20 protein-coding genes are annotated in these 15,598 nt (G+C 73.2%); 6 read left to right on the top strand and 14 right to left on the bottom strand.

Going from position 1 to position 15,598, the window contains the following annotated elements; genetic code table 11:
* The first annotated feature begins 40 nt into the window (after positions 1 to 40).
* Positions 41 to 766, top strand: coding sequence for a hypothetical protein (locus ACN267_RS31090; protein WP_204958080.1), 726 nt, complete (start codon positions 41 to 43; stop codon positions 764 to 766).
* A gap of 395 nt (positions 767 to 1,161) precedes the next feature.
* On the opposite strand, the gene ACN267_RS31085 is transcribed toward ACN267_RS31090, so the two are convergent.
* The 11 genes from ACN267_RS31085 to ACN267_RS31035 form a co-directional block, all read right to left on the bottom strand.
* Complete coding sequence (locus ACN267_RS31085; RefSeq protein WP_421490237.1) at positions 1,162 to 1,485, bottom strand: hypothetical protein; 324 nt, start codon at positions 1,483 to 1,485, stop codon at positions 1,162 to 1,164.
* Positions 1,486 to 1,499: 14 nt separating this feature from the next.
* Complete coding sequence (locus ACN267_RS31080) at positions 1,500 to 1,652, bottom strand: hypothetical protein (RefSeq protein WP_421490236.1); 153 nt, start codon at positions 1,650 to 1,652, stop codon at positions 1,500 to 1,502.
* Between the two features lie 481 nt (positions 1,653 to 2,133).
* Positions 2,134 to 2,883 carry a lysophospholipid acyltransferase family protein gene (locus ACN267_RS31075; RefSeq protein ID WP_204958078.1) on the bottom strand — a complete coding sequence of 250 codons (750 nt, stop codon included), beginning with the start codon at positions 2,881 to 2,883 and terminating at the stop codon, positions 2,134 to 2,136.
* A gap of 22 nt (positions 2,884 to 2,905) precedes the next feature.
* The gene (locus tag ACN267_RS31070; protein ID WP_281894830.1) at positions 2,906 to 4,966 is read right to left on the bottom strand and encodes a glycogen debranching N-terminal domain-containing protein; all 2,061 of its coding nucleotides are present in this window, start codon (positions 4,964 to 4,966) and stop codon (positions 2,906 to 2,908) included.
* Positions 4,966 to 5,337, bottom strand: coding sequence for an SCP2 sterol-binding domain-containing protein (locus tag ACN267_RS31065; protein WP_204958076.1), 372 nt, complete (start codon positions 5,335 to 5,337; stop codon positions 4,966 to 4,968). The genes ACN267_RS31070 and ACN267_RS31065 overlap by 1 nt, the downstream gene beginning before the upstream one ends.
* A gap of 181 nt (positions 5,338 to 5,518) precedes the next feature.
* A complete protein-coding gene (locus ACN267_RS31060) occupies positions 5,519 to 5,935 on the bottom strand; it encodes a CBS domain-containing protein (protein WP_204958075.1) in 417 nt (138 codons plus the stop codon).
* A gap of 64 nt (positions 5,936 to 5,999) precedes the next feature.
* Entirely contained in the window at positions 6,000 to 7,025 is a 1,026-nt protein-coding gene (locus ACN267_RS31055) for an aspartate-semialdehyde dehydrogenase (protein ID WP_421490235.1), read from the bottom strand.
* A gap of 249 nt (positions 7,026 to 7,274) precedes the next feature.
* Complete coding sequence (locus tag ACN267_RS31050; protein WP_204958073.1) at positions 7,275 to 8,621, bottom strand: M16 family metallopeptidase; 1,347 nt, start codon at positions 8,619 to 8,621, stop codon at positions 7,275 to 7,277.
* Positions 8,618 to 9,910: a M16 family metallopeptidase gene (locus ACN267_RS31045; RefSeq protein WP_421490234.1), complete on the bottom strand. Its 1,293-nt coding sequence runs from the start codon at positions 9,908 to 9,910 to the stop codon at positions 8,618 to 8,620. Before ACN267_RS31045 ends, ACN267_RS31050 begins: the two co-directional genes overlap by 4 nt.
* Before the next feature lie 78 nt (positions 9,911 to 9,988).
* A complete protein-coding gene (locus ACN267_RS31040) occupies positions 9,989 to 10,204 on the bottom strand; it encodes a hypothetical protein (RefSeq protein ID WP_204958071.1) in 216 nt (71 codons plus the stop codon).
* 68 nt (positions 10,205 to 10,272) lie between these two features.
* Complete coding sequence (locus ACN267_RS31035; protein ID WP_281894818.1) at positions 10,273 to 11,427, bottom strand: alkaline phosphatase PhoX; 1,155 nt, start codon at positions 11,425 to 11,427, stop codon at positions 10,273 to 10,275.
* Positions 11,428 to 11,741: 314 nt separating this feature from the next.
* Between ACN267_RS31035 and ACN267_RS31030 the strand changes: the two genes are divergently transcribed.
* The 3 genes from ACN267_RS31030 to ACN267_RS31020 are packed head-to-tail and all read left to right on the top strand — an operon-like array spanning position 11,742 to position 13,363.
* Complete coding sequence (locus ACN267_RS31030; protein ID WP_204958069.1) at positions 11,742 to 12,845, top strand: 3-deoxy-7-phosphoheptulonate synthase; 1,104 nt, start codon at positions 11,742 to 11,744, stop codon at positions 12,843 to 12,845.
* Between the two features lie 37 nt (positions 12,846 to 12,882).
* On the top strand, positions 12,883 to 13,125 hold the full coding sequence (locus tag ACN267_RS31025; RefSeq protein WP_281894815.1) for a hypothetical protein: 243 nt from the start codon (positions 12,883 to 12,885) through the stop codon (positions 13,123 to 13,125).
* A 28-nt stretch (positions 13,126 to 13,153) separates the two neighbouring features.
* Entirely contained in the window at positions 13,154 to 13,363 is a 210-nt protein-coding gene (locus ACN267_RS31020) for a hypothetical protein (protein ID WP_204958068.1), read from the top strand.
* A 67-nt stretch (positions 13,364 to 13,430) separates the two neighbouring features.
* Here the strand turns inward: ACN267_RS31020 and ACN267_RS31015 are convergent, their stop codons facing one another.
* The 3 genes from ACN267_RS31015 to ACN267_RS31005 form a co-directional block, all read right to left on the bottom strand.
* A complete protein-coding gene (locus tag ACN267_RS31015) occupies positions 13,431 to 13,973 on the bottom strand; it encodes a DUF1360 domain-containing protein (RefSeq protein WP_204958067.1) in 543 nt (180 codons plus the stop codon).
* Between the two features lie 61 nt (positions 13,974 to 14,034).
* Entirely contained in the window at positions 14,035 to 14,352 is a 318-nt protein-coding gene (locus ACN267_RS31010) for a hypothetical protein (RefSeq protein ID WP_204958066.1), read from the bottom strand.
* The gene (locus tag ACN267_RS31005; RefSeq protein WP_204958065.1) at positions 14,352 to 14,669 is read right to left on the bottom strand and encodes a DUF6158 family protein; all 318 of its coding nucleotides are present in this window, start codon (positions 14,667 to 14,669) and stop codon (positions 14,352 to 14,354) included. Before ACN267_RS31005 ends, ACN267_RS31010 begins: the two co-directional genes overlap by 1 nt.
* Before the next feature lie 139 nt (positions 14,670 to 14,808).
* Between ACN267_RS31005 and ACN267_RS31000 the strand changes: the two genes are divergently transcribed.
* Positions 14,809 to 15,228, top strand: a complete 420-nt coding sequence (locus ACN267_RS31000) for a hypothetical protein (RefSeq protein WP_204958064.1) — start codon at positions 14,809 to 14,811, stop codon at positions 15,226 to 15,228.
* Between the two features lie 24 nt (positions 15,229 to 15,252).
* Entirely contained in the window at positions 15,253 to 15,582 is a 330-nt protein-coding gene (locus ACN267_RS30995) for a DUF3817 domain-containing protein (protein WP_281894808.1), read from the top strand.
* The last annotated feature ends 16 nt before the right edge of the window (positions 15,583 to 15,598 follow it).

The following is a 15,598-nucleotide window of genomic DNA, read 5'->3' as shown; positions in this document are numbered from 1 at the left end:
TGGGACGCCAGGAGACCACTGCGCGGGGGAGGTCGTGACGATGCGCGAGAACATGTCCCCGTTCTTCATCGCACCGCACCGGTTCGATGCGCCGGAGGACGATTCCGCTCCCGTGCTCGACAGGCGTTACGAACTCGTCCCGGAACCCGGCGAGCGGGTGCTCGGCCGGTACCCGACGTCGGTGGCCGGCTGCCTGATCAGCCCGACCGGGGCGCGACGGCACTGGGTGCTGCCCGGCCCCGCCTCGATCACCGTCACCGACCGCCGACTCGCCTACGTCTGCCTCACCGGAGACCTGGCCCTGGTCGCCGGGAAGATCGACGCGACGGGGGTCCGGCACCGGCGCAACGTCCGGCTGCCGCGCCTGGTCAGCGGGCAGGTCCGCTGGCAGTGGCCGTCCCGGTTGGAGCTGCGCACCACCGGCCGGTCCACCGCGCAGGGCACCGCCGAGGCGGAACTGCTGGTCGTCTGCGACGCGCTGCGGACGATCCAGCAGCCGGCCCTGGCGCTGGGCGGCGCGGTCGGGCCGGTGACCGAGCTGGCCCGGCTGATCCGCCGCACGGTGGCCTGCTTCCGGGTCACCCATCCCGAGCTGGTGGAGCTGGCACCGCCGGAGCGGGACGTGCTCATCCGTCGGGCGACCGCCCCGCCGCTGACCGGTGAGGCGCGGGTGACCCTGCCGGGTTCGCTGCCGGTGGAGTTCCTCTCCCGCGACGACTACTACCGCGCTCCCGCGCCCGCCGGTCGGGACGCGGTCGGCAGCTGACCCTGGCCCCGCCCCACCTGACCCCGCCCCGCCCCGCCCCGCCCCACCTGGCCTGGCCCGACCTGGCCCGACCTGGCCTGGCCTGGCCCGACCTGGCCTGGCCCGACCTGGCCTGGCCCGACCTGGCCTGGCCTGGCCCGACCTGGGCCGGGGCTGTTCTGGCGGGGGCTGGGCTGGGGCTGGGGCTGGGCTGGGGCGGGGGCTCCCGCTGACCGTCGACCGGGACGCCGCCCGCGCCGACGCCGCCCGGCGTCGCTTCCCGCCTGAGGCGGCACCGGATCGGCCGGGCACGGGTCGAGGCAGGGTAGGGGTCTCGGGGCGCGAGGCAGGGCAGGGGCGCGGAGTCGTGGTCAGCCCGCCGGCGGCGCGGACGAGATGTCCGGCAGGTATACCTCTCAGCGTCCTTTCGACCTGATGACGTTGACGAATCGCCGAAGGTTGCCCTTCAGGTCACGGACGGTGGATGGCGGTTGCATCACGAACTTGTCAGTGGTGGGCGTATATCGGCATCCCCCACAGATGTCGAGCCGCCGCGCCGACCAACCCGACCAGGTCAGACCGTCAGCCGCGTCGACCAACCCGGCCACGGACCTGCAAGCTGGGTCGACCAGCTCGGCCAAATCGGACCAGCCAGCCAGGGCGACCAGCCCGGCCGGTCGGATCAGCCAGCCGCGATCGACCAGCCCGGCCAGGTCGGACCAGCGGGCCGGATCAGCCAACCGGGCCAGGACAGTCAGACCAGCGAGCCGTCGACCAGCCCGACCAGATCGGACCAGCGGGCCGGCCTGACCAGCCCAGCAGGATCGGCGGGCCGGCCTGACCAGCCCAGCAGGATCGGCGGGCCGGCCTGACCAGCCCAGCAGGATCGGCGGGCCGGCTTGACCAACCGGGGCGGGTCAGACCGGTCAGCCGGCTTGACCAATCCGGCGGGTCGAGATCAGCCGGTCACGCCGATCGGGTCGGTCGGACCGGAAAAGCCTGAGTCGCTGACGTCATCAGCTCGAAAGGACGCGAACCCACTATCCTCTCCGCCGATCCCTCCGACCCCATACGCCCGAAATATCCGCAACATCTCCGTCCCCGCCGCCTCTCCGCCCCCGCCGCCGCGCCGCCGCGCCGCCGCGCCGCCGCGCCGCCGCGCAACGGCAACGGCAACGGCAACGGCAACGGCAACGGCAACGATGGGCAACGGGCCTGTCGAGCGGCGGCCGGAAGGACGGTCAGGACCGTAGCCAGGAAAAAGCCAAGCGACAGCGAAGGACAGAGGGGCAAGGAAGAGCAGTGGGGCGGGGAAGGGCCGAACGGCAGGACGACCGCCCGAAATACGCCGGGCGGCGGGAGGCCGGGCGGGGAAGGGGACGTGACGGTCAGGAGGCGGTCGAGCGGCGGGGGCGGCGGTCCAGTTCGGCAGCCTCCTGGGGGGTGGGCGCGGTGCCGCCCAGGTGCGCCGGCTGCCACCAGGAGTCGTCCGGGCCGGCCGGCTTGTCGGGGTACTCCTGCTGGGCCCGCTCGACGAGCGCGGTCAGCCGGGTCTTCAGCTCCGCCGTCATCGTGTTGGCATCCGGGTACGCGCCCGGGTCCATCGGCTCGCCCAGCAGGATGGTGATCGGGGTGTGCCGTCGGGTCAGCGTCTTCGGCCGGCCCTTGGTCCAGAGCCGCTGCGTCCCCCACAGCGCCACCGGCACCAGCGGCACCCCGGCCGTCTGCGCCATCCGGGCCGCCCCGCTCTTCAGCTCCTTGACGGTGAAGGAACGGCTGATCGTCGCCTCGGGGAAGACCCCCACCACCTCGCCGCGCCGCAGCGCGTCCACCGCCGTGTTGTACGAGCCGACCCCCGCCGCCCGGTTCACCGGGATGTGCTTCATGCCGCGCATCAGCGGGCCGGACACCTTGTGCGCGAACACGTCGTGCTTAGCCATGAACCGCACCAGCCGCCGGGACGCGTGTGCCCCGTACCCGCAGAAGATGAAGTCGAGGTAGCTGACGTGGTTGCTGGCCAGCACGGCCCCACCGGTACGCGGGACGTGGTGGTTCCCGTCGACGGTCAGGCGCAGGTCGAGGACCCGGAACAGCGTCTTGGCAGCGGCGATCACGGGCGGGTACACGAGTTCCGGCATCCGCGTACTTTACCCCGCACCGTCAGTCGGCCAGTTTGTGCAGATCGAGGCGGCCCCGGGCGAAGGCGTCCACCCGCCCCCAGCGACCCGGGATGTCCAACACCTCGATCCGTCCCATCCCGACCGGCAGCACCGGCTCCACCGCCAGGTGCCCCTCGTGCGGCTCCAACCCGAGCATGGTGCGCAGCAGCAGCAGCGGCGCCCCCGTCGACCAGGCCTGCGGGCTGCACGCCGTCGGGTACTCGACCGGGAACTTGGTCTGCTCCCGAGGGTAGCCGCCGAACGCCTCGGGCAGCCGCCCGTCGAAGTACGTCGCCGCGTCGAGGATGCCGCTGGCGATGGTGGCGGCCTCCTCGGCGAAGCCGTACCGCCGCAGCCCCCAGGCGATGAACGAGTTGTCGAACGGCCAGATCGTGCCGTTGTGGTAGCCGATCGGGTTGTACCGCACCTCCCCCTCGGCAAGGGTGCGCACGCCCCAACCGGTGAACAACCGGGGCCCGACCATGTGCTGGGCGATCTTCTCGGCCCGGTCGTGGTCGACGATCCCGCTCCACAGCAGGTGCCCGATGTTGGAACTGAGCACGTCGCACTGCCGGCCGTCCGGGTCCAGGGCCAGCGCGTAGAACTCCCCGTCAGCCACCCACCAGTCCCGGTTGAAGCGTTCCTTCAACGCCGCGGCCTCCTGCTCCAGCCGGTCCGCGAACGCCGGGTCACCCCAGAACTCCCGGGCCATCCGGGCCGCCCGCAGCTTCGCGTCGTACGCGTAGCCCTGCACCTCGCAGGTGGCCCGGGGGAACGGCGGCAGGCTGCCGTCGGCGTACGAGATGGAATCCCAGGAGTCCTTCCAGCACTGGTTCTCCAGCCCGGTCTCGGTGTTGCGCCGCTCGTACCAGATGTAGCCGTTGCCGGCCAGGTCGGCGTAGTCGTCGATCCACTTCAACGCCGCCCGGCACTCCCGTTCCAGCTCCTTGACCAGGGCGACGTCACCGCTCCACCGTTCGTACTCGTCGAGCAGCACCACGAACAGCGGGGTGGCGTCCACCGAGCCGTAGTACGGCGAGTGCGGCTGCTCCTCGAACGCGGCCGTCTCGCCGTAGCGCATCTCGTGCAGGATGCGGCCCGGGTCCTCGTCACGGAAGTCGTCGAACCGGCTGCCCTGAAGCGAGGCCAGGATGCGCAGCGTGGTCTTGGACAACTCCGGCGCGAACGGCAACACCTGCAGGCAGGTCAGGATGCTGTCCCGGCCGAACATCGTCATGAACCAGGGCAGGCCGGCGGCGGGCAGGGTCTGGCCGCCCAGCGACAGCGGCGCGAACCGCAGCGCCGCCAGGTCGATCAGGCTGCGCCGGTAGGTGGCGGCCACCCGGTCGTGCTCGCTGTTGACCTTCGGGGCCTTGGCGATCCACTCTTCCAGGTCGTGCTGGAGGGCGAGCCGTTCGTGGCCGTGCGCCGTCACCCCGAGCCGCAGGTCACGCCCGCCGGGACCGACCGCGAAGGTCTGCACGTCGATCTCGGCGTTCCACTGCTCGTTGGGCTCCAGGTGCACCGAGTACGCGAACCCGTTGCGGTCGTACCGCGCCGGCCGGGACGACGAGATGGCCGTCTCCCGCACGAAGTTGCCCCGCCGGTAGCCCAGCCGCAGCCGGTCGGACTCGACCTCGGCGTACAGCTCGCCCTTCTTGTTCAGGATCTCGTCCTTGACCTGGAAGAGGTCGGCGAAGTCGGCCCCGGCGTCCATCCGGATCTCCAGGTCGACCGCCTTCTCGTCGTGGTTGAGGATGGTCAGCTTCTCGCGGAAGCTGCCGCCGACCGCGCGCTCCCGGATGATCGACAGCTTGGCGTCGACGTAGTGGGTGGCCATCCCCGGCACCAGGAAGAACCGCGCCTCGTAGTACTGGAGGTCGTCGTAGGACAGCGCGTTGAGCCGTTCCCCGTTGATGGTCAGCACCCAACGGGACAGGAACCGCATGTCCAGGGAGAACAGCCCGGTCGGTTCGGTCGGCGTGGCCTCGATGTCACCGGTCTCCTCGGAGACGACGAACGTGTTGCCGTCCAGGATCCGGATCGTGTTGCCCTGTGCCATCACCGCACCTCCCGATGGTGGAGCCGGCGCGGCCCCTGTGCGTCCGGGGACCCGGGGAAGATCCGTTCGATCTGCACCACCAGCCGGGCGTCACCGGTGACCGTCATGTCGCCGCGCAGCACCGCCGCCAGGCCGTTCTCCCGCCCGGCGGCCATCTCCTCGAACAGCGCCGGCGTGGTGCCGATGACCGTGTCGGCCTCCCGGTCCTCCTGGCTGACCGTGAGCCTGCCCCGGTCCACCCGCAGCAGCCAGTGGGTGGTCTGCGCCCCCTCGTGCAGGTCGAAACGTACTGTCCCGGCCGCCTTGTTCAGCAGCGGCTCGTGATCCCGCCGGTTCAGGCTCTCGAAGAACCTCGTGGTCGCGTCCACCATCGGGCCCTCTCCCCCGTCGTCGCCTCGACCTGCCGGTGCCCGGCATCGACCTGCCGGTACCCGCACGGGGTCCCCGCCCCGCCCGGGGTCAACCTCGCCCGGATCGGGTGAACCCGGCAGGCACGCACGCCGACGCCGGCCCCCGGGAGGTCCCGGAGGCCGGCGTCGGACAGGGCGGACGTCAGTTGTTGGGGTCGTCGGCGCTGACGTCGGCGAGCACCGACTGGGGTTCCCGTTCCACCGCGAGGTCCCCCATCGACACCAGACCCACCAGCCGACCGTCGTCGATCACCGGCAGCCGGCGTACGGCGTAGGTGCGCATCAGGTCCGCGGCGGCGACCGCGTCGTCGTACTGGCTGACCGTGATCACGTCCCGGCTGGTGATCTCGTTGAGCCGGGCGCGGTTCGGGTCGAGATCCTCGGCCACGCCCCGGACGGTGATGTCCCGGTCCGTCACGATCCCCACCACGTCATCACCGTTGGTCACCACCACGTCGCCGATGGCACTGTCCCGCATCTCCTGCGCGGCGGCGGCGAGGGTGTCGTTGCCGTCCATCGTCACCAACCGGGTCGTCATGAACTCTCCGACCGTTGTCATGGTGCTCCCCTCTCGGTGTCGGCACCGCGGTCTACCCGCCGCCCCCGAGCAGGTAACACGCTGCTCAGCGCCGCTCGGCGGCGACCAGCTCGGCGAGTTGCACGGCGTTCAGCGCGGCGCCCTTGCGCAGGTTGTCGTTGGAGCAGAACAACGCCAGGCCGTGCTCGACGGTCTCGTCGGCGCGCAGCCGGCCGACGTAGGTCGGGTCCTGACCGGCCGCCTGCAACGGCGTCGGCACGTCCGACAGCGCCACCCCGGGAGCGCCGTCGAGCAGTTCCCGGGCCCGCTGCGGGGTGATCGGCCTGGCGAACCGGGCGTTGATCTGCAACGAGTGGCCGGTGAACACGGGCACCCGGACGCAGGTGCCGGAGACCTTCAGCTCGGGGATCTCCAGGATCTTGCGGCTCTCGTGGCGCAGCTTCTGCTCCTCGTCGGTCTCGAACGAGCCGTCGTCGACGATCGACCCGGCAAGCGGGAGCACGTTGAAGGCGATCGGCCTGGCGAACGAGCGCGGCGCGGGGAACTCGACGGCCGACCCGTCGTGGGTCAGCGCGGTGGCCCCCTCGACGACCTTGCGGACCTGCTCGTCCAGCTCGGCGACCCCGGCCAGGCCCGCGCCGGAGACCGCCTGGTAGGTGGCGACGACCAGGCTGACCAGGCCGGCCTCGTCGTGCAGCGGGCGCAGCACCGGCATCGCGGCCATCGTGGTGCAGTTCGGGTTGGCGACGATGCCCTTCGGCCGGTCGGCGAGCGCCTGCGGGTTGACCTCGGCGACGACCAGCGGCACCTGCGGGTCGGTGCGGAACGCCGACGAGTTGTCGATCACCACCGCGCCGGTCGCGGCGACCCGGGGGGCCAACTCCTTCGCGGTGCCCTTGCCGGCGGAGAACAGCACGATGTCCAGCCCGGAGTAGTCGGCCGTGGCCGCGTCCTCCACGGTGACCTCGCCGTCCCGCCAGGCCACGGTGCGCCCGGCCGACCGGGCCGAGGCGAACAACCGCACCTGATCCGCCGGGAACTCGCGTTCCGCCAACACCTGCCGCATGACCCCACCGACCTGGCCGGTGGCTCCCACAATGCCGATCCTCATGCCCGCGAGGCTACCCAGCCGCAGGCCCGGACCGGGAAGCCTTTCCCACCGCCCGGGTCGCCGCCGGCCCGGCCGGTCACCGCCCGGGCCGGTCGCCGTGCCGCAAAACCACCCGACGGTACGCCCCGCAGCCCTGGAAGATCGGCCGTGGCCGGGCCGTCCGGCCGCAGCATCCGCACCGCAGGCCCGGCCCGGCGCTCCCGGGGCGGCGCGACCGGAATCACACCGCCCCGGTCGCGCCGACGCCGGTCAGCCGACGTGGTCGGTCACCTCGCCGAGCCCGGAGGCGACCAGTTCGTCCCGGATCGCCGCCGCGTCGCCCTCGATGACCAAGGTCAGCGCCTCCGGGTGCAGGTGGGTGGCGGCGGCTGCGGAGACCTGCGCGACGTCGGCGGCGAGCAGCGCCTCCCGCAGCCGGGCGTGGTAGTCGTCGGGCAGGTCGTGCACGACCAGGGTGGTCAACGCCGAGGCGATCGCCCGAGGGCTCTGCAACTCGACCGACAGCTGCCCGGCCCGCCAGGACCGGGCCACCGCCAGCTCGTCCTCGGTCACCCCGCCCGCCCGGGTACGGCTGATCTCACCGACCGCCTCGACCAGGGCCGGCGCGGTCACCGCCGTCTGCACCCCGGAGCTGACCGCGAACCGGCCGAACCGGCGGGACGAGGCGAAGTCGCCCCGGATGCCGTACGTGTAGCCGCGTACCTCACGGATCAGGTGGTTGAGCCGGGAGGTGAACGCCCCGCCCAGCACGGTGCCGGCGAGTGTCATCGGCACGTGGTCGGGGTGGGCGCGGTGCGGCGCGGGATGGCCCAGCCGCAGCGTGGACTGCACCGACCCGGGCCGGTCCACCAGGATGATCCGCCGGCCGGCGGGCAGCGGCACCTCGATCGGGCCGCCCCGCTCGGCGGGGCCGCCGCCGGTGCCGGCGAACGCCGCCGCGCCCAGCGCGTCCAGGTCGAGGCGGTCCAGGTCCCCGGCGACGATCAGGGTGCCGGGGCGCAGGAACCACTCGGAGTGGAAGACGGTGACGTCCTCCACGTCCAGCCCGGCCACCGAGCCGGGGTCGCCGTAGAGCGGGCGGCCCCACCGGTTGTCCGCGCCGAACAGGTCGGCGCGCAGCACCGCGTCGGCGCGCGGGCCGGGGTTGGCCCAGTCCATCCGCAGCGCGGTCGCCTCGTCGTCGCGCACCCGACGGACGTCGTCGGGGTCGAGCCGGGGTGTGCGTACCGCCTCGGCGAGCAGTTCCACCGCCGCGTGGAGCCGGTCCACCGGCACCTGGACGCTGACCTGGAAGCTGTCCCAGTCCAGACCGGTGGCCAGTTCGGTGCCGAGGCCCTCGACGGCGAGTGCGAACCCGGTGGCGTCCCGCTGCGCGGTGCCCTCCTCCAGCGCCTTGGCCAGCACCGCGCCGAGGCCCTCCTTGCCTACCGGTTCCCGGCCGGCGCCCGCGTCGAGCAGCAGCAGCGCGACGGCGAGGGTCTGGCCGGGCAGGTGCGCGGCGACGACCCGGCCACCGGCGACGTCCCGCCGGACCACGGTCGGGAACCGGTACGGGCGGGCGGTGCCCGGACCCGGCCGGGTGGTGATCAGCGTCATCGGGTCTCCTCCGGCAGGTAGGTCAGGGTCACCCGGTCGGCCGGGGTGAGCACGTCGGCGGCCAGTTCGGCGATCTGTCCGGCGGTCACCGACAGCCAGCCGGGCAGCCGGTCGGCGGTCCTCGCCGGGTCGCCGAACTGGGTGGCGTACCGGCCGAGCGCGTCGGCCCGGCCGTCCACGGTGGACATCTGCCGCCACCAGGCGGTGCTGAGCAGCGCCTTGGCCCGGTCGAGCTCGGCGGCGGTGACCGGCACGGTGGCGAGTTCGTCGACCACCTCGGCGACCCCGGCGGCGAGTTGGTCGGCGCTCACCCCGGGACGGGCGGTGGCGGTGGCGATCACCGGTGCCGGGGCGTGTGCCAGGTCCACCCCGTACGCTCCGACCAGGTCGGGTTGGGCGAGCCGTTCACCGTCGGCGAGCCGCTGGTAGAGCCGGCTGCCCCGGCCGCTGCCGAGCACGGTGGCGGCCACCGTGGCCACGTCGTAGCCGGTGCTGCCGAACGGGTGGGTGCGGTGCGCGACGTAGACCCGGGCGGCCGGCACGTCGGCGGTGACCGTCTCGACGGCGGGTCGGCCGGTGCCGGCGACGGTGTGCCCGTCCGGCGCGGCGGGGATGTCGCCGCGGGCCGGGATCGCCCCGAAGTACCGCTGCGCCAGCGTGAACACCTCGGCGGCGGTGGCGTCGCCGACCACGGTCAGCACGGCGTTGTCGGGCGCGTAGTACGTCTGGTGGAACGCCTGGAAGGTGGCCAGGTCGGCGGCGTTCAGGTCGGCCATCGACCCGATCGTCGCGTGGTGGTACGGGTGCCCCGGCGGGTAGAGCAGCGGGAGCAGCCGCAGCCAGGCGTCGCCGTACGGGACGTTCTCGTAGCGTTGCCGCCGCTCGTTCTTGACCACGTCCCGCTGGTTGTCCAGCGTCTCCTGGGTGAGCGCGGGGACCAGCCCGCCCATCCGGTCGGCCTCCAGCCACAGGGCCAGTTCGAGGTGTTCGGCCGGGACGGTCTCGAAGTAGTTCGTCCGGTCCGGGTTGGTGGTGGCGTTGAGCGAGCCACCGGCGCCCTGGATCAGTTTCATGTGTTCGGTCTTGGCGACGTTGACCGAGCCCTCGAACATCAGGTGCTCGAAGAGGTGGGCGAAGCCGGTCTGTCCCGTCGGCTCGTGCCGGGAGCCCACGTCGTACCAGAGGTTGACCGCGACCGCCGGGGCGGTGCGGTCCTCGCTCACCACCACGCGCAGGCCGTTGTCCAGTCGGGTCGTCTCGATGGGCCAGGGGTAACCGCTGTCGGGCATGACCCGACGCTATCCGATCTCCACGCCCCGGTGGCGACGTGTCGCCACCGGGGCCTGCGGGTCAGCGGTCGGGACGGGTCAGTCGGGGGGTTCGATCGGGGGGACGGTCTCTTCGGAGGTGCGGTGTTCCAGCACCGTGTCGGGGGCGGCCCCCTGGTCGGCCGCACGGAGGTCCGACTCGGCGAGGATCGCCTCGGCCTGGGCCTGCGGGTCGTCGCTGCCCACCGCTGCCTCCTCGGGCAGCAGGTGGGCCCGGGACTCCACCCGGTCCTGATCGCTCTGCTCGTGGGTCATGCGCATCCTGTTACCCCGTCGGCCCGCCCGCCACGCCGCCGGGCGACACCATGCCGGTCCCCCGCCGGTCAGCGGAACGGGCCGCGCACCTCGTAGGTGATGCCCCCGGCGGAGATCCCGGCCGTGCCGCGCTGGGAGGAGAAGTAGAGCCGGCTGCCGTCCGGGGAGAACGCCGGGCCGGTGATCTCCGACGAGGACTGCCCGGTGATCCGCAGGAACGGCGTCACCACCCCGGTCGGGGTGATCAGGTTGATCTCCATGTTGCCGCCGTCCTCGGCGACGTAGAGGTCACCGGAGCGGGTGCCGGTGATGTTGTCCACCCCGGTCAGCGGCGCGGCGCCGCCGGTCACCAGCGAGTCGTCGTACGCCAGGTCGATGCGCTGGCCGACCGCGTCGTACGCCCAGACCCGGTTGTCGCCCTTGGTGGTGAACCAGCAGGTGCCGTCGGCGTACCAGCAGCCCTCGCCGCCGGTGAACCGCTTCGCCCCGGCGACCTGGTTGCGGGTCGCCGTCGGCGAGCCGTCCGGGTCGGGCACCCGGGCCCAGCTCACCGGGCCGCTGGTGGCGGTGCCGGCGACCAGCACCTCCAGGGTGCCGGTGGAGAGGTCGCCCCAGACGGTGGGCCGGAACCGGTAGAAGCAGCCGTCGGTCTCGTCCTCGGTCAGGTAGATCACCTGGCGGACCGGGTCGGCCGCCGCCGCCTCGTGCTTGAACCGGCCCAGCGCCGGCCGCTGCACCGCGGCGGTGCCGCCCTGCGGGTAGGTCTCGTGGACGAAACCCCGGCTGATCTCCTCGCAGGACAGCCAGGTCCCCCACGGCATCGCGCCACCGGCGCAGTTCTGGTTGGTCCCGGACAGGATGCGGTACGCCGAGGTGACCGTGCCGTCGGCGGCGAACCGCAGTGCCGACGCGCCGCCGTTGGGGGTGATCTCCGAGTTGGAGACGTAGATCCAGCCGGTGCCGGCGGCGAAGCAGGCCCCGCCGTCGGGCGCGGGGTGCCAGGTGTACGAGGTGCCCGGCACCGTCTGCCGGGAACGGGCGACCACCCGGCTGGTGAAGCCGGCGGGGAGCTGGATGCCGTTGCCGTCGGCGGTGCCGAGCGGCCCGTAGGGGCCGGTGCCCGGTTGGGCCGGTGCGGCCGACGCCGCGCCGGACCAGAGGCTGCCGGCGAAGGCGGCGGCCCCACCGGCGACGGTGGCGCGCAGGACGGTACGACGGTCCATCGGATACCTCCGGGGGATGCGAGCGGTGCCGCCGAAGTTACCGACGGTGGCAGTGACGGAGGTGAACGTCAGGCGAGGAGCGGCCGACGACGGGATGAGTCCTTCCCTCCGGTCGGGTACGCTTGCCGGCGTGACGCGTACGTATCCATGGTTTAGGCAGCCGGCTGCGGAGCCGGTGACCTCACCATGAGCTGACGTCACCGCGTTTCGAGCCGGCCGGGCAGGAGCCTTCGAGCTTCCTGCCCTTCTGTTTACAAGCAGCCGGCTCGACCCGGGCACCGGCCCCGGGCACGGTCGGCGGAAGGATTCCCACCGTGACGACCCCGGACAACGGGCCCACCCCGGACAACGGCGCGGTCATCGACCAACGGATCGACCGTGTCGTGCCGCTGACCACCCCCGCCCTGCTGCTGCACGAGCTGCCCCTGGACCCGCCGCTGGCCTCGGCCGTGCTGGCCGGTCGACGCGACGTCGGCCGGGTGCTCGACCGCGCCGACGACCGCCTGCTGGTGGTGGTCGGCCCGTGCTCGGTGCACGACCCGGCGGCGGCGCTGGAGTACGCCCACCTGCTGCGTGCGGCCGCCGACCGGCACGCCGACGACCTGCTGGTGGTGATGCGGGTCTACTTCGAGAAGCCGCGTTCCACGGTCGGCTGGAAGGGCCTGATCAACGACCCGGCGCTGGACGGCTCCGGCGACGTGAACACCGGCCTGCGCACCGCTCGGGCGCTGCTGCGCGACGTGGTCCGGCTGGGGCTCCCGGTGGGCTGCGAGTTCCTCGACCCGATCACCCCGCAGTACATCGCCGACACGGTGGCCTGGGGCGCGATCGGGGCCCGGACGGTGGAGAGCCAGGTGCACCGGCAGCTCGCCTCCGGCCTGTCCATGCCGATCGGGATGAAGAACCGCCCGGACGGCAGCATCGGCACCGCCGTGGACGCGATCCGGGCCGCCGAGGTGCCGCACGTCTTCCCCGGCATCGACGTCTCGGGCACCCCGGCGATCATGCACACCCGGGGCAACGCCGACGGGCACCTGGTGCTGCGCGGCGGCGGGGGCCGGCCCAACTACGACGCCGCCTCGGTGGCCGGGGCGCTGGAGCTGCTGCGGGCGGCCGGGCTGCCGGAGCGGCTGGTGGTCGACGCCAGCCACGCCAACAGCGGCAAGGACCACCGCAACCAACCGAAGGTGGCCGCCGACGTGGCCGCCCAGCTCGCCGCCGGGCAGCGCGGCATCGTCGGCATCATGCTGGAGAGTTTCCTGCTGGAGGGCCGTCAGGACCTGGACCCGACCCGGGAGCTGACCTACGGCCGGTCGGTCACCGACGCCTGCCTCGGCTGGGACACCACGGCCGAGGTGCTGGAGCAGCTCGCCGTCGCGGTGCGGGCCCGTCGGGCCACCCTGCCCACCCCGGCCTGACGGGTTTGACCGTTTCGGCCCCGGGTAGCAGGGCGGGGTGACCGACGACGCCGCCACGCCCGACGACCTGCCCGGGACCGCCCGGCCGGACCTCCGCCAGCTCGACGAGCTGCTGGACGAGATCTACCACGGCCAGGAACGGCTCAGCCAGGCCGACATCTACCGTTCGGCGGTCGGCGCGGACCTGCCGGCGGAGCTGCTCACCCGGGTCGCCGCCCTCCCCGAGGGGGAGTACGCGGTCGACGAGGTGGCCGACCTGCTGGGCGGGTCGGCGGGCTGACCGGCGACGCCGGCGAGAGGAGATCGAGATGTCCGACCAGAACGAACGCCACGAGCGGGTGCCCGCCCTCGGCCAACCCCCCGAGGGGCTGGACACCCTGCCCGAACCGGACTTCGCCAACGAGCACGACCGGACGGCGGTCGACCGCGACGTGATCACGGGCGCGGACGCCGACGAGCGGGAGCCGGAGGCGTCGCGCGGCTGGGCGGGCGAGGACCACGGCACCACCCCCACCTGAGCGGGCGGCGACGGATGACGGACAAGGGGCCGGCGGACACGATCCGCCGGCCCCTTCCGCGTACGGGTCACCGCTCGTCGTGCCGCCCACCCTCGGCGGCCTGCTGCGCCACCGCGTACCCCATCTGGAGGAAGTCGGACGCGGCGACGGCGGTCAGCGCGGTCGCCACCAGCCGGGTCAGCCGGGGGGCCAGCACCAGGCCGCCGGTGAGCCCGGTGGCCACCCAGACGGCCAGGCAGAACGGGCAGCTGAGCAGCTCACCGATCGCGTGTCGGGTGGAGCTGCCCTGGTCCCGGACCTGTTCCATCACCTCGCCGCTGCCGATCGGGCGGTCGTAGCGGGTGAACGGGGCCCGCAGCGGGCTGGTCACCGCGTCCTTGGACAGCAGCCGGCTCAGCTTGTGGGTGGCGACGGCGAGCAGCACCACGTCACCCGGGGAGGGCCGCTCGGGCACCGGCCGGCCGGTCGCCTTGACCAGCGCCGCGATGGTGGCGGTCACCCCGGCGTAGGTGCCCATCGCCGCGAGGTAGCCGTCCAGCGGCCGGTGCTCGTGCGGCGCGTACGCCTGGCGCAGCCGCGCCACCTTCTGCTTCACACCACCGTCGGTCACCGGGTCTCCTCGTTCGTGGGCCGCACCGTCGGGTACGGCGCGTCGGGGTGGGCGGGTGGGGTCAACCCGCGGTCAGGTTCTCGGCGACCTCACGTTCGAGGTTGACGAGCGATTCGTCGGCGAGGCCGGCGTCCGAGCCGGCGGGCAGGTCCAGCCGGACCCGGGCCCCGCCGGAGTCGGCCGGGGCGACCCGCAGCTCGGCCGTGCCGTCCGGGCCGTCCCAGCGGGCGTGCAGTTCGTCGTCGGAGCGGCTGCTCGGGGTCGGGCCGTCGGTCCGCAGCTCCCCGGGCAGCCAGGCGTCGATCCGCTCGGGGTCGGTGGCGGTGCTGAACACCACCTCCGGCGGCGCGGACATGCCACGTTCGGCGCGGGTGCCCATCAGGCGTCCCGCAGCCGGTGCGGGTCCACCTCGCGGCCGGGGTGCCGGGCCAGGTACTCGGTCTCCAGCTCGGCGGTGCGGCGCAGGTGGTTGGCGAGCGCCGAGTCGGCGGCGTGCCGCAGCGTGTCGAGCCGGGTGCGGTGCAGGCTCTGCAACTCGCGGATCAGGTCGTCGTCGGGGAGGTCGGCCGGGTCCACCCCGAGCAGTTCGCCGTCGGTTTCGGTGACCACGGTGGCGGCCCGGTGGACGTGGTCACCGTCCCACTCCGGCATCCGCTGCTCGGCGCTGGTGTCGGAGCGGTGTACTGAGTCGGTCATGTCGCCCCCTCGGGTTCGACTGGTCTGGCTGTCTAGACGGTTGCCCAGCCGTGCTGGCACCAAACCAGCCTGCGCCGCCCGGCGCGGCGACTACGACGTCGCGTCGGAGAGCGCGGGTACTCCCGGTACCCTCGACGGCATGAAGCGGCTCTGGACCCCGGCGTGGATCGCCCGCCACGTGGCCCTGGTCGTCCTGGTCACGGGATTCCTGGCGCTGGGTTGGTGGCAGATCAGCCGGGCCGCTTCCGGTAACACGCTGAGCTGGGCGTACGCGGTGGAGTGGCCGATCTTCGCCGGTTTCGTGGTCTTCGTCTGGTGGCGGGAGGTCCGGCACGCGCTGCGCGCCCCCGCCGCGACGCCGTCGCCGGACGGGGTGACCCCGGCCGGGCCGGCCACCCCCGGGCCGGGCACCCCTGCGGTACGGCGTCCGGTGCGGGCCGCCCGGGTGCCGACGCCCCCGGTCGACGGCGCCGACGACGCCGACCTGGCCGCGTACAACCGCTATCTGACCTGGTTGAACGCCAATCCGGGCGCGAGGCCCGGCGACTATCCCGGCTGAGGCCGGTCGGAAGGACGGACGACGGTGGGCGGAGCCCTTACCCGGTACCGCGTGATCGCCTGGATCGTGGGCGTGGCGCTGGCCGTGCTGGTGCTGATCGGCATGCCGCTGAAGTACGCGTTCGACGAGCCGATCGTGGTGGCCGTCGTCGGCACCGCGCACGGCTGGCTCTACCTGCTCTACCTGGCCGCCACCTTCGACCTGGGGCGGCGGGTGGACTGGCCGCTCAAGCGGATGCTGCTGGTGATGCTCGCCGGCACGGTGCCGTTCGTGTCGTTCGTCGCGGAGCGCAGGGTGACCCGCGAACTGGGTGCCGCCGCGCCGACCCGTACGCCGGAGCCGGTCGGCCGCTGACCGGACCCCGGCCGCC

Source organism: Micromonospora sp. WMMD734, assembly GCF_049178975.1.
Lineage (GTDB): Bacteria > Actinomycetota > Actinomycetes > Mycobacteriales > Micromonosporaceae > Micromonospora > Micromonospora wenchangensis.
The sequence above is the reverse complement of the archived record's forward strand: the minus strand, read 5'-3'. Positions and strand labels throughout refer to the sequence as shown.

What these genes read in the sequence shown, in the direction of transcription:
- ACN267_RS31045 (WP_421490234.1), bottom strand. Translation starts at nt 9,910, where the DNA reads ATGCCCGACAGCGGTTACCCCTGGCCCATCGAGACGACCCGACTGGAC.
- ACN267_RS31055 (WP_421490235.1), bottom strand. Translation starts at nt 7,025, where the DNA reads ATGAGGATCGGCATTGTGGGAGCCACCGGCCAGGTCGGTGGGGTCATG.
- ACN267_RS31050 (WP_204958073.1), bottom strand. Translation starts at nt 8,621, where the DNA reads ATGACGCTGATCACCACCCGGCCGGGTCCGGGCACCGCCCGCCCGTAC.
- ACN267_RS31040 (WP_204958071.1), bottom strand. Translation starts at nt 10,204, where the DNA reads ATGACCCACGAGCAGAGCGATCAGGACCGGGTGGAGTCCCGGGCCCAC.
- ACN267_RS31005 (WP_204958065.1), bottom strand. Translation starts at nt 14,669, where the DNA reads ATGACCGACTCAGTACACCGCTCCGACACCAGCGCCGAGCAGCGGATG.
- ACN267_RS31000 (WP_204958064.1), top strand. Translation starts at nt 14,809, where the DNA reads ATGAAGCGGCTCTGGACCCCGGCGTGGATCGCCCGCCACGTGGCCCTG.
- ACN267_RS31075 (WP_204958078.1), bottom strand. Translation starts at nt 2,883, where the DNA reads ATGCCGGAACTCGTGTACCCGCCCGTGATCGCCGCTGCCAAGACGCTG.
- ACN267_RS31065 (WP_204958076.1), bottom strand. Translation starts at nt 5,337, where the DNA reads ATGGTGGACGCGACCACGAGGTTCTTCGAGAGCCTGAACCGGCGGGAT.
- ACN267_RS31020 (WP_204958068.1), top strand. Translation starts at nt 13,154, where the DNA reads ATGTCCGACCAGAACGAACGCCACGAGCGGGTGCCCGCCCTCGGCCAA.
- ACN267_RS31035 (WP_281894818.1), bottom strand. Translation starts at nt 11,427, where the DNA reads ATGGACCGTCGTACCGTCCTGCGCGCCACCGTCGCCGGTGGGGCCGCC.
- ACN267_RS31090 (WP_204958080.1), top strand. Translation starts at nt 41, where the DNA reads ATGCGCGAGAACATGTCCCCGTTCTTCATCGCACCGCACCGGTTCGAT.
- ACN267_RS31060 (WP_204958075.1), bottom strand. Translation starts at nt 5,935, where the DNA reads ATGACAACGGTCGGAGAGTTCATGACGACCCGGTTGGTGACGATGGAC.
- ACN267_RS31070 (WP_281894830.1), bottom strand. Translation starts at nt 4,966, where the DNA reads ATGGCACAGGGCAACACGATCCGGATCCTGGACGGCAACACGTTCGTC.
- ACN267_RS31010 (WP_204958066.1), bottom strand. Translation starts at nt 14,352, where the DNA reads ATGGGCACCCGCGCCGAACGTGGCATGTCCGCGCCGCCGGAGGTGGTG.